General features: G+C 41.7%; 13 protein-coding genes and 1 CRISPR repeat array. Of the genes, 6 read left to right on the top strand and 7 right to left on the bottom strand.

The window, feature by feature from the left end:
- A partial coding sequence (gene psb34, locus ACE1B6_RS06885) for a photosystem II assembly protein Psb34 (protein WP_413255236.1) occupies window positions 1-112 on the bottom strand: 112 nt, incomplete at its 3' end.
- A 199-nt stretch (window positions 113-311) separates the two neighbouring features.
- Between psb34 and ACE1B6_RS06880 the strand changes: the two genes are divergently transcribed.
- Entirely contained in the window at window positions 312-458 is a 147-nt protein-coding gene (locus ACE1B6_RS06880) for a hypothetical protein (protein ID WP_413256509.1), read from the top strand.
- 206 nt (window positions 459-664) lie between these two features.
- Here the strand turns inward: ACE1B6_RS06880 and ACE1B6_RS06875 are convergent, their stop codons facing one another.
- Window positions 665-1,240 carry a type IV pilin-like G/H family protein gene (locus ACE1B6_RS06875; RefSeq protein WP_413256508.1) on the bottom strand — a complete coding sequence of 192 codons (576 nt, stop codon included), beginning with the start codon at window positions 1,238-1,240 and terminating at the stop codon, window positions 665-667.
- Between the two features lie 210 nt (window positions 1,241-1,450).
- Here ACE1B6_RS06875 and ACE1B6_RS06870 point away from each other — a divergent pair, with 210 nt between their 5' ends.
- Entirely contained in the window at window positions 1,451-1,930 is a 480-nt protein-coding gene (locus ACE1B6_RS06870) for a cupin domain-containing protein (protein ID WP_413256507.1), read from the top strand.
- A 198-nt stretch (window positions 1,931-2,128) separates the two neighbouring features.
- Here ACE1B6_RS06870 and ACE1B6_RS06865 read toward each other — a convergent pair whose 3' ends face one another.
- The 4 genes from ACE1B6_RS06865 to ACE1B6_RS06850 all read right to left on the bottom strand — a co-directional run bounded on the left by ACE1B6_RS06865 (window position 2,129) and on the right by ACE1B6_RS06850 (window position 3,416).
- A complete protein-coding gene (locus ACE1B6_RS06865; RefSeq protein ID WP_413256506.1) occupies window positions 2,129-2,308 on the bottom strand; it encodes a hypothetical protein in 180 nt (59 codons plus the stop codon).
- 110 nt (window positions 2,309-2,418) lie between these two features.
- On the bottom strand, window positions 2,419-2,763 hold the full coding sequence (locus tag ACE1B6_RS06860) for a hypothetical protein (RefSeq protein WP_413256505.1): 345 nt from the start codon (window positions 2,761-2,763) through the stop codon (window positions 2,419-2,421).
- A 118-nt stretch (window positions 2,764-2,881) separates the two neighbouring features.
- Window positions 2,882-3,178 carry a type II toxin-antitoxin system RelE family toxin gene (locus ACE1B6_RS06855; RefSeq protein ID WP_413256504.1) on the bottom strand — a complete coding sequence of 99 codons (297 nt, stop codon included), beginning with the start codon at window positions 3,176-3,178 and terminating at the stop codon, window positions 2,882-2,884.
- Window positions 3,159-3,416 carry a hypothetical protein gene (locus ACE1B6_RS06850; RefSeq protein WP_413256503.1) on the bottom strand — a complete coding sequence of 86 codons (258 nt, stop codon included), beginning with the start codon at window positions 3,414-3,416 and terminating at the stop codon, window positions 3,159-3,161. The genes ACE1B6_RS06855 and ACE1B6_RS06850 overlap by 20 nt, the downstream gene beginning before the upstream one ends.
- Before the next feature lie 109 nt (window positions 3,417-3,525).
- Between ACE1B6_RS06850 and ACE1B6_RS06845 the strand changes: the two genes are divergently transcribed.
- Complete coding sequence (locus ACE1B6_RS06845) at window positions 3,526-3,903, top strand: hypothetical protein (RefSeq protein ID WP_413256502.1); 378 nt, start codon at window positions 3,526-3,528, stop codon at window positions 3,901-3,903.
- Between the two features lie 469 nt (window positions 3,904-4,372).
- Window positions 4,373-6,261: direct repeats of the CRISPR family, unit length 37 nt; unit sequence CTTTCAACTAACCAAATCCCCGCAAGGGGACTGAAAC.
- A 223-nt stretch (window positions 6,262-6,484) separates the two neighbouring features.
- Complete coding sequence (cas6, locus tag ACE1B6_RS06840; RefSeq protein WP_459562980.1) at window positions 6,485-7,621, top strand: CRISPR-associated endoribonuclease Cas6; 1,137 nt, start codon at window positions 6,485-6,487, stop codon at window positions 7,619-7,621.
- On the opposite strand, the gene ACE1B6_RS06835 is transcribed toward cas6, so the two are convergent.
- Complete coding sequence (locus ACE1B6_RS06835; RefSeq protein WP_413256500.1) at window positions 7,618-9,072, bottom strand: TIGR03985 family CRISPR-associated protein; 1,455 nt, start codon at window positions 9,070-9,072, stop codon at window positions 7,618-7,620. The two genes, cas6 and ACE1B6_RS06835, sit on opposite strands and share 4 nt — an antisense overlap.
- A gap of 66 nt (window positions 9,073-9,138) precedes the next feature.
- Between ACE1B6_RS06835 and crn3 (ACE1B6_RS06830) the strand changes: the two genes are divergently transcribed.
- Both crn3 (ACE1B6_RS06830) and crn3 (ACE1B6_RS06825) read left to right on the top strand, forming a co-directional pair.
- A complete protein-coding gene (gene crn3 / locus ACE1B6_RS06830) occupies window positions 9,139-10,056 on the top strand; it encodes a CRISPR-associated ring nuclease Crn3/Csx3 (protein WP_413256499.1) in 918 nt (305 codons plus the stop codon).
- Between the two features lie 250 nt (window positions 10,057-10,306).
- A complete protein-coding gene (gene crn3 / locus ACE1B6_RS06825; protein ID WP_413256498.1) occupies window positions 10,307-10,636 on the top strand; it encodes a CRISPR-associated ring nuclease Crn3/Csx3 in 330 nt (109 codons plus the stop codon).
- Window positions 10,637-10,647: the final 11 nt, after the last annotated feature.

The raw sequence follows: 10,647 nt of genomic DNA, 5'->3' as shown, positions 1-10,647 counted from the left end.
CACCTTGAAACAGATAACGCTGTTGCTGTTCTTGTGAAGGGTACTCAGCAAAGTAAACCGGGGGTTCTACAGCGTAGTTGTTCAAAATGCCTTCTTCGTTGGTGGTGTACATTTGTTTCTCTCTCTCTCGTTTGTTTCCTTCTGTAAATTAATGTAACGTTTTATTTACAAGATGTCAACAAATTCAATGAGTTATGGTATAAGTCTTGCTGGCTATAGTGATAAGCGTGTGCTATCACCGGAGAAATGGAATCTGCCTGTGCCAAGCTGGGCGTAAGCAGACGGTCGATCTTTGATGATGATTAAAACCAATGGCAAACCGACTACATGGTTGTGGTTTTTCCTGGTGTTTGGCAACCTGGCTGCAATGGAAGAAGCACCAAGCGAGGTGGAATGCGATCGATCGGGAAATCTATCACAGCATCGCTAAAGGAATTGCTCATACCAATTCTCCATAAAGATGCGCTTAATATTTCGTAATTATTTTTCCTGAAATCCTTGATAGACATAGTAAGTCGTGCAAGAAGTATTAAGCGCATTGTTACAGAGAAATGGTATCACCAGAAAAAACGAGGCCGCATTCCCAGGAAATTTTTTACTTAAATGCTCAGGTGATGCTTCGACGGTTTGGGCGTGGTGCGGCGTGGTGCGATCGTTATGTCTATTATCTAACTACAAGATAAGAATTAGGTGAGCATTTTACTTCGGTTTCAGTTACTTCACCCGGCATAGGTACATCTCCAGCTTTATATGTTTCACATACTATTGCTTGCGATATTTTTTTCCCACGATTTTCCGGATCTTGTACCAAACCAACAACTCCTGTATAGTTCTTCAACTTTTTATTTATTTTACTAGCATCGGCAAAGGCATTAACTCCATCTGTGCCAATCGGTGAGATTGAATATTTATAATTTGTGGTTTGGGTTTTAATACCAACTGCCAAACTACCCCAACCTTCAGCATTAGATTGTGTTACGAAAGTAGCATTTTCTGTGTAGTAGGCTTGTTGAGCTTTGTTAATAGAAGATACATACTGTTTACCTTCAGCTTGCCTACCTCTAGTGGCACCTCTGCTAACGCCGCTTGTGGGACTAGTCACAAGTTCAGGTAAAATGAAAAAATATGCCGCAATTGTCAGAATAAACATAACAAGAATCAGAGGAAAAAAGCTAAAGCCTTTTTCACGATTTTGATTTAAAACATATAGTAACCATTTAACTCGCATTTCAATACTCATAATAAACCTCTAGTAGGGAAGGGGAAAGTGAAAGTTTCCTTTCCTGGGACACTTCCTATTAAACTAGGTGACTATTTGAGTTCTTAACTGACTTCTTTGAATACTCATCGACTTGTCGGATGGGTAATGATTGCCTAGTTACTCAACTATAATATCTCCTTTTAAATCTGTTATATACTGAACAGATTCTCTGTCTTTACAAATAATGATATGTCAGAGTTCAACTATCCGATCGCAATTACAGCCAGCGAAGTAGCTCCCCGTGCGAAGAAGAGTATTTACCCAGAACCATTTGCTAGCCGAATGGAAGGACGAGAGAAAAGCATTTTGGGTGATTTGTTTGGAGTAAAGAATTTTGGCGTTAACCTCACACGATTAAAGCCATCGGCATCATCTGCTCTTCGCCATGCCCATACTACCCAAGATGAGTTTATCTATGTTTTGCAAGGTTGTCCCACATTAATTACAGATGAAGGCTCACAGCAGTTAACCCCTGGTATGTGTGCAGGTTTTCGGGCTGGTTCTGGTAATGCTCATCACTTGGTCAATAATACCAACGAGGAAGTTGTTTACCTAGAAATAGGCGATCGCACCCCTGGTGATGTAGTCACTTATCCTGATGACGATCTACAAGCAATGCTGGTAGACGGGAAATGGCAATTTACTCATAAAGATAGTCAACCCTATTGAATTTTCGGGAGCTTAAATTAATTCACCATTCTGACTCAGAATTAGAATTTATTGAACTCAAATATCACAGAAGCTGTCAACAGAACAGAAGTCATTTTTGTTTATGATTAAAAGACCAGAATGCGATCGCTGTTAATGACCGTTTACAACCCGCACTACAGAAAACCCGCCGCAATAAGCAGCGGGTTTGTCAACTGTTTAGGCAGAGAACTGCTCAATGATTACCGGGATAACCGAGGTAAACCACCGAGGAACAAACACGGTTTTATGGTGTCCTTTGGCGGTATCCATCTGCATCTGACCGTAATTTTCGCCCTCTGTGGTTAAATGCCAAGTTTTCTTAGCTTTACCATTGCGATCGATAATTGTCTCTGGCATCTGTAAACCAGCATTTTGCAAAGCTTCATTGATTGACAGGGCTGCATGAAAGTGACCCGCGTTGGGCCGTAACTTTTTGTCGCAACCCTATAGAACCCATTTGACAAATTTTATAGATCGATCGTCAGGATTTTTTTCTGGCTTTTTTTGTCGCTCAACACGACTGTATTGTAGGGTAATGTATCCGTTCCCAGCGGAATTGGCAGCTTAAAACTGGGGCTTTTACGATCGAGTGAGCCTAAATCAATGCTTTTCGTTATATCGCCATCTGTTGCCAGATTTGCGGTAAGTTCGCCTTTATAATCTTCAATTAAAAAGTCTCTAAAGGAAAGGGCTTCCCCACCATCAGGATCTATACCAAGGATGACCGTACCGCTGAAAGTTGCGCCTTTTCGTTCTTCATCAACCGTTGCCATTGTGATTTCCGAGGGGTCTTGACCGGACATATTTGCCATAAACTTTTTCCTCTTGCGAATTCTCAACAATTGAAAATTGATTTTACAAGAGCACTATGGGCGAGCGCAAAACTCTCAGGACGTATTTCTGCATCGGTCTTGCATTATGCTGTGGATGCTAATTTCTACCACCGAGTAAATTGTAATTGCAGCGTTCCTGTAGCGGACAATCACTACAGCGAGGTTTGAGTGCGGTACAGACCAACGCACCGAAATCAAGCAGCGTCAAATTCCATCGGCTGACATCGGTTTGAGGTGCTACCAATTCGGACATATTCATAAGTTTGGTATTATGCGGTCTAGGTGAGGCGCTAAGTTGTTTAAGTAAATCAATTATTCGTTGCCGCATATTACCTGGTAAACCGCGAATTTCCTTGCGGGCAGCACTCGTCACTTCAACTTGATATAAGTCCATCTGCCATTAATTCTTTTTCTAAATCATCTAAAGAAATTGTCTGGAGTTCACCAGTTTTTTTCTGATGTAAAAACTCTTGAAATATCGTTGCATCTTCCTGATTTTCCAAAACTTCTACCATATTTGACCAGGAGGCTAACAAAGATTCCCAAACTTCGATCGGAATAATTACATCTGTCTTTTCTCCGTTAGCATTAGCCACATATTTAACTAATTTGATAGACTCTGTAATACTCATCTTATTTTACCGCTTTTGAATCCTGATTTTAATTATACTCAAACTACAACGGATTTAGTTTTGAACATCTCAAAGATAGTTCGATTTTGGCAACCATCTGAAAAACCAAATGAATAATAATAATGTTGTTACCGGAAATATTGGAATGAATCCCCTGACTTTAAACGAGAGCAAGAAAAAACTTGAAAGTCTGCTCAAAGTAATATCTCCAGTTGTGATGGTCGCTGCGATCGCACTGGAATTATGGAATCTGGAAGCCAGACTAACGACCAATCATTTCCCCAGCAGTTTGATGCCAGTTCTTTGGTTGGGACATTTCGCGATCTCAGTTCATTCAATCGAGGCAGTTGTGGCGGCTATTTATGCACCTGCGAAAAAGCATAAGCCAATTCAATATGGCATTTATACTTTTTTCGTGGGTACGGTTGGTTTATGGGAACTGTTTGAGTCTGATACGATAACATCAGAATTTAACAGTAGAAGCTAATTTCCTCCAGATGCGATCGCTTCTTTCACTATTCATGCCAATCTGAGATAATGGGACAAAGCGATTGATGAAAGCAAATATTTGATTCCAGATTTCTCGGATGGCACAGTGTCAAAGATTCATTTAAAAGCGATCGCAAATTCAATAACCCCGTTTTCTGATCGGCAAAACTCAAAGGTAAAGAAAAACTAGTTTTTGGTACTAGTGATTCTGTTACATATCATAAACACAAAGCATTGACAAGAGAATGCTACTGATTTATGATTGTTTTCGTGGATCGAAGCGGGAGCAAAAACCTGGGGGGATTCACGAAAAACGCCAGAACCTTGACAATTCAATAGTTTCAGTTTCAGTACCTTAAGAGTTATTGAAAAAGACTAGCAATAAGCTCGGCTGAAATGAGGTGAAATTTGCGATCCACGAAAAGTGGTTTCACAACTCTCTATTGGTCTGGGTTTTGGGCGACAGACTTTCAACTAACCAAATCCCCGCAAGGGGACTGAAACCCTCATTGCGCCAACTCCTTTAAGCATTTCAAAATTTGAGCTTTCAACTAACCAAATCCCCGCAAGGGGACTGAAACATCAAACCGAAGACAGACCGCTTCCGGGCTGTCAGCTGCTTTCAACTAACCAAATCCCCGCAAGGGGACTGAAACAATAAATATCTTCTACTCCCACCCCCCTTGTGTCCGCTTTCAACTAACCAAATCCCCGCAAGGGGACTGAAACTTCTTAGTAAGGGTCAGCCCTTGAAACCCAACAGTGCTTTCAACTAACCAAATCCCCGCAAGGGGACTGAAACTCTAATTTGTTGGTAGCAGTGTTCCTAATAGTCAAATAGCTTTCAACTAACCAAATCCCCGCAAGGGGACTGAAACCCTTAGTTTTCTCCTGCTCAAAAGCCAAAGTCTCATTAACTTTCAACTAACCAAATCCCCGCAAGGGGACTGAAACAATAAGCGTTAGCTCACAGGTAATGCAGGGGATTGACTTTCAACTAACCAAATCCCCGCAAGGGGACTGAAACCTTGATATTTACGAACCAAGCTACCATGCTCAAGCTCTTTCAACTAACCAAATCCCCGCAAGGGGACTGAAACGTCTTTTATTTGGTAGTATTTATCGTATTGGGATTAATCTTTCAACTAACCAAATCCCCGCAAGGGGACTGAAACAAGTCCCCCAATTAAGGGGGAATAAATCTAATTAGAACTTTCAACTAACCAAATCCCCGCAAGGGGACTGAAACGTCTTGACTGCCTTCAAAATGTCCTTCCTTGTTGCAGTCTTTCAACTAACCAAATCCCCGCAAGGGGACTGAAACCAGTGCGCTAGCGCACAAACATTTTTTATGAAAACTCTTTCAACTAACCAAATCCCCGCAAGGGGACTGAAACAATATGCACGCTTTGTTTATTGCCCATGCTAAAACTCTTTCAACTAACCAAATCCCCGCAAGGGGACTGAAACATTGTTTACAAGATTGATGGACGCAGGATTTTAACTGCTTTCAACTAACCAAATCCCCGCAAGGGGACTGAAACAGTTAATGTCATCATGCTTTAATCTTCTTCCCATCCTTCTTTCAACTAACCAAATCCCCGCAAGGGGACTGAAACCACCACCGCACTAACTGAACCAATGGCACCGCGCCACTTTCAACTAACCAAATCCCCGCAAGGGGACTGAAACATTTTCCTTACTATCCGCAACTACCAACTTCTCCAACTTTCAACTAACCAAATCCCCGCAAGGGGACTGAAACGGCTACCTTGGCACATTAACGATATTCAAACCCTCAAGCTTTCAACTAACCAAATCCCCGCAAGGGGACTGAAACCTTTCTAAGATTTAGCAAAAATTGATAAATCTCAGCTTTCAACTAACCAAATCCCCGCAAGGGGACTGAAACTCTCCGAGACAAATTTCCACTCCAATACTCTTGGCAACTTTCAACTAACCAAATCCCCGCAAGGGGACTGAAACTCTCTTGGGGCATCAATCCCCACGCAGATACCGTGTTCCTTCTTTCAACTAACCAAATCCCCGCAAGGGGACTGAAACATCCAGCAAGCCAGAGTGTAGATTTTCCCAGGCTCAATACTTTCAACTAACCAAATCCCCGCAAGGGGACTGAAACGCATCCCTTCCGGGCTTAGCCGTTACTTTAGATGCTTTCAACTAACCAAATCCCCGCAAGGGGACTGAAACGTTCCAAGAAATCTACCAATCTCCATAGTAAAACCGCTTTCAACTAACCAAATCCCCGCAAGGGGACTGAAACGCCATTCCATAGTCTTTTCCTACTTGGATACTCTGCTTTCAACTAACCAAATCCCCGCAAGGGGACTGAAAAACAGAGGAATTGATGGCAGAGATTAAAGGAAGCGATCGCAGCAAGAAAGCTTTTGCAGTTGTTCTTTTTCCTAAGTATTGACGGTTGAGATTGCCGAATGCGATTCGCGTACCGATCCCTGCGGGAATCGCACCAACAATTTCCTTACCTTTCGGCTAAAAGAATCCCCAGAAGGAGATGGAAACCAAGTAAAATACAAGCAGCAAAAATTCGGCAAATCACAATGCCTCAACCTGCCAAAAGTCGCCGCCAGCGAAAAGAATCAAACTCACCCGAACTCAGTTGGTCAAAAGATACAGAACTGCTGGGATTAGTTTTTGAATTACAACCCAAAACAGACGCTTTTTTATATCCCCAATATACGATCGGACTTCATGCCTGGTTACTTGATCAAGTGCGATCGTTCGATCCAGAATTGTCGGCATATCTGCACGATGGACAATCAGAAAAACCTTTCACCATTTCTGGACTAGAAGGCGCATTACAACCTGTAGGTAAGGAATTTCTGGTACAAGCATCACAAACTTATCGTTGGTATGTGACAGCATTATCTGCAAAAGTGGTGCAATGGTTGACCCAATGGATGAAAGCATTACCAGAAGAAGTGGCGTTGCGGAATGTACCTTTAGTGATTAAATCATGTAAAATCGCCCTACCAGCAATGACTTATAAACAGTTATGGGAAGCAGAACGTTCCTCATCAACATTAAAACTCAGTTTTGTCACACCAACCAGTTTTCGGCGGAAAAAACATCACTTTCCTTTACCATTACCTTTTAATGTATTTCATAGTTACTTGCGGCGATGGAATGATTTTTCGGGAATGCCTTTTGAACAAGATGCTTTTTTGGATTGGGTAGATGAGAATGTCATTGTCCAACAAGTCAAACTAGAATCCTGTAAAGTACAAGCTGGGAAAAAAGGCTCGGTGACGGGATTTGTGGGTGCGATCGAATATGCTTTAAGTAAAGAAGGTCAAGAGCGATCGGAATTTACCCAATTATTCTACACCTTGGGAAGATTAGCTCCTTATTGTGGAACTGGTCACAAAACCACTTTCGGTTTAGGACAAACCCGAAATGGATGGCTTTCTTCTGAAGATATCCCAACAGCACCAACAGTAGAAGATTTGTTAGGACAAAGAATTGCTCAGTTAACAGAAATATTTGTATCACAACGTAAGCGAATTGGTGGCGAAAGAGCTAGAGAAATTGCTGAAACTTGGGCGACAATATTGGCGAGGCGAGAATTAGGAGAATCTTTGCAAGTAATTGCTGAAGATTTGGAAATGCCTTATCAAACAGTGAAAACTTATGTGAAATTGGCTCGTGCTGCTTTGAAAACTGACCTGCAACATTAAAAATCCTGATAATGTGAAACTTCCTGCAAAGCCTCATCAAGCAACTTCTGCCTAACAGACAAAGGCGCAATCACCTCACCATTAGGTCGCCAATCACGCAAACGCATTAAAACATTAATATCACCCAACCGAATCCAAGCTTTATAATAAGCATCCGTTGTAGGTCTTTGCTGAATAATACTTAAAAGTTGCTGCTGTTGAGAACCTTTAACCTGTTGCCGAATCAACTGTAGTAATTGTTGGTAAGCAATCGGTTCAAAAGTAGGATGGCGCACCGTATCATCCACATACCAACGGGCAAACTGCGGTGGAAAACGAACAATCAGTAACCCTTTCGGGTAATAGAAATTAAAACCCCAAGCTTCATCAAGTTCAGCTTGTATCTCATCTGGAGTAGGTAAATTACCTGTACGCCACAAATCTTTCAAGGGTTTAGGAATCAACGGATCTCCCCAAGCTAAAATTTGCAGACTTTTCACGGCGATGCGATCGAGGCGATAATTATGCCAACCAAAGTTTCCATGAGGGTCGATGCCATAAGCACTTAAATATTTCGCCCGTCGCATATAATGCAAGCAAACTGGGTAAGTAATAATTTCCACCAATCGTTCTTGAGTAACCAGCCAATAGTTAAACCGGATCGTTCCCCCCTCATGTCTGCGCCAGAGTGATTCTAATTGTTCTTGGTAAGTATCAACCTGCTCTTGCATTTCCTCTGTCAGGATATAATCCAAATGAATAAAAATTCGTTGGGTAGGTTCTTGATTTAATTTCAAAGTAGTAGGGGAATCATTAGTTGCTTGTTCCCAAAGCGATTCCACCACCAAATTAAGATTTGGCTGCACAAAAGCCACAGACTCCAACACTCGCAACAACTCCCAAACTTGCGCTTTTGATAATCCCAAATCTGGTTGCGGATTAACTTCAATTGGAGGCGTGGGTAACTCTCGAATCGAACAAAGTTGGTACTTTCCCGAACTAGGAGATTTTAGCCATCCCATCTGCTGCAAATACTTTAAGTCATCGCGGATTGAGCGATGTACGGTAGCAAAAGGACGTTCTTGTAACTTTTGTTCTAACTCATCTTCACTCAACCCCGTCAACTGCATTACTATTTGCCGCCAAACAGACTCCTCTTGAAGGCTTCCCGGTGCAAAAATCCAATCTCGAAAAGGTTGGTGACAAATACAGCCAGAGTCATGACAAGCCGCTACCAACTCTTCTACACTCAATTGGTTGCTTTGGGGATGAGTTGGTGCGAATAAGTGCGATCGAACCTCACTATAACTAAAAGGTTGCGGCAAAGAAAGCCAACGAGAATCTGGATGATAAAACCTCTGCAATAATACCCAGAGACGGAGCGATCGAGCAAACCGATTTGCCAGTTGACCTGCGGCTAACCATTGGAGAATGTGTGGACTAGGGGGATAAACAAAACCAACATCAACCAACTATGGAAGACCCCTTTTCTACCTAGAGGTTATAGTAGCACAAAGTCAATAATGGAAATCGGAACAATGACTAACCGAGTGAAGAAGAATATTTGCCTTTCGCTGTCTCACCAGCAAAACCCCCAAGGCTTGAAATATCAGCTATTATCAATTGAATTAACCAGCGAAGACCGAATTATTTATCCAGAAGAACTAACTGATTTAGAATTACCCAGTGGAATTAACACCACAATCGGTGTAATTATTTCCGGTCGTGCCCCAATTTGGTTACACAATTATCTTGTCCACGAATTACATCCTACCGCTTGGATTGCCAGTTACGAACCCCGATTCCATTGTGCCATTGTCGTAGCCACCCACAGCCGTTTAGTTAAAATTGGTCAAAGAATCGGGTTAGAACAGCAGCAAGATAGTCCGCTTTGCACGGGATTGATGATTGTTGGGCCTCCAAATAGCGGGAAAAGCCTATTATCTCATGCTTTATTTAAAGCTTTGTTATCCCAATTTCCCAATATTTATTTACAACGAGCAAATTGGGACGGTGAAGGAAATTATGTACTAGAACTTACCCCAGAAGCCAATGGTGATGGAGAAACATTTAAAGCAGCTAATAAAGGCGGTTTAACACCACAGTTTTTTCCCTTCCAAGCAGAAGCGATTCTCCAATTAAGGCGACAAAAATCTTTAGTAATTGTCGATGTAGGAGGAATGGTACAACCGGAAAAACAACCAATATTAGAAGCTTGCTCTCATTACTTAATTATTAGTTCCTTACCGGAAGAAGTAGAAAGTTGGCATAAGTTTTGTCGGGATAGAGGCAACCTTAAACCTGTAGCTGTGATTCATAGTAAATTGACAGAGTGTGAAGTTATTCACCAAGAACAACCTTATTTAGAAATGACTTGTGGCCCTTGGGTTGCTGGACAAAATCGATTACTTTCTCCAGCATTAATTACCGCCGTGCAAAAGTTAGTAAAGATTTGAGCCAAAATTTATGATTTTGTATAAATTCTTAATGGTTAATTTTAACTTTTTGACGGACTTTTGGCGCAGGGTTCTGTTAAATTGATAACAGGGTAAATTTTCAACTTACATACTGTACGGGTTGAAAGTAGCTCTTTGTCGAAGATATGAGGTAATCATTGTTTACCTAAAGCCATGAAGTTTTGCCAACTGAATATATCTAAATTTACCTACTAGGATAGTAGGAATAGTCCAATCAACAACGATAAATATGAGTGCGATAAAACTGGAAATTTTTCCGCATCAAACACAATCAGGGTTGCCTTATCAACACTTACGCCTGGAAATTACCAACGAAAATGGCATTATTACACCTGCCGATCTCAAAGGGTTGAAGTTGCCAGCAGGTGTTGATTTTAGTCAAGGAATAGTTATTGAAGGTAAAGCACCTATTTGGTTGTATGGGTATTTAGTGCATGAATGTCACCCTGCTGCTTGGGTAGGTTGTTACGATCCGCGTTTGGGTGTAGTGGTAGTGGCGACGCATACACATGAAGTTTCGATTTCCCAGGTGTTTAAGGTTGATTTGCCTGGGGGGTGATGGTTGGCGAT

The sequence above is a fragment of the Floridaenema fluviatile BLCC-F154 genome (assembly GCF_041929135.1).
In the GTDB taxonomy this organism is placed as follows: Bacteria; Cyanobacteriota; Cyanobacteriia; order Cyanobacteriales; family Aerosakkonemataceae; genus Floridanema; species Floridanema fluviatile.
The sequence above is the reverse complement of the archived record's forward strand: the minus strand, read 5'-3'. Positions and strand labels throughout refer to the sequence as shown.

Coding starts and splice junctions, on each gene's coding strand:
- ACE1B6_RS06880 (WP_413256509.1), top strand. CDS start 312: ATGGCAAACCGACTACATGGTTGTGGTTTTTCCTGGTGTTTGGCAACC.
- ACE1B6_RS06875 (WP_413256508.1), bottom strand. CDS start 1,240: ATGAGTATTGAAATGCGAGTTAAATGGTTACTATATGTTTTAAATCAA.
- ACE1B6_RS06870 (WP_413256507.1), top strand. CDS start 1,451: ATGTCAGAGTTCAACTATCCGATCGCAATTACAGCCAGCGAAGTAGCT.
- ACE1B6_RS06865 (WP_413256506.1), bottom strand. CDS start 2,308: ATGCCAGAGACAATTATCGATCGCAATGGTAAAGCTAAGAAAACTTGG.
- ACE1B6_RS06860 (WP_413256505.1), bottom strand. CDS start 2,763: ATGGCAAATATGTCCGGTCAAGACCCCTCGGAAATCACAATGGCAACG.
- ACE1B6_RS06855 (WP_413256504.1), bottom strand. CDS start 3,178: ATGGACTTATATCAAGTTGAAGTGACGAGTGCTGCCCGCAAGGAAATT.
- ACE1B6_RS06850 (WP_413256503.1), bottom strand. CDS start 3,416: ATGAGTATTACAGAGTCTATCAAATTAGTTAAATATGTGGCTAATGCT.
- ACE1B6_RS06845 (WP_413256502.1), top strand. CDS start 3,526: ATGAATAATAATAATGTTGTTACCGGAAATATTGGAATGAATCCCCTG.
- cas6 (WP_459562980.1), top strand. CDS start 6,485: ATGCCTCAACCTGCCAAAAGTCGCCGCCAGCGAAAAGAATCAAACTCA.
- crn3 (WP_413256499.1), top strand. CDS start 9,139: ATGACTAACCGAGTGAAGAAGAATATTTGCCTTTCGCTGTCTCACCAG.
- crn3 (WP_413256498.1), top strand. CDS start 10,307: ATGAGTGCGATAAAACTGGAAATTTTTCCGCATCAAACACAATCAGGG.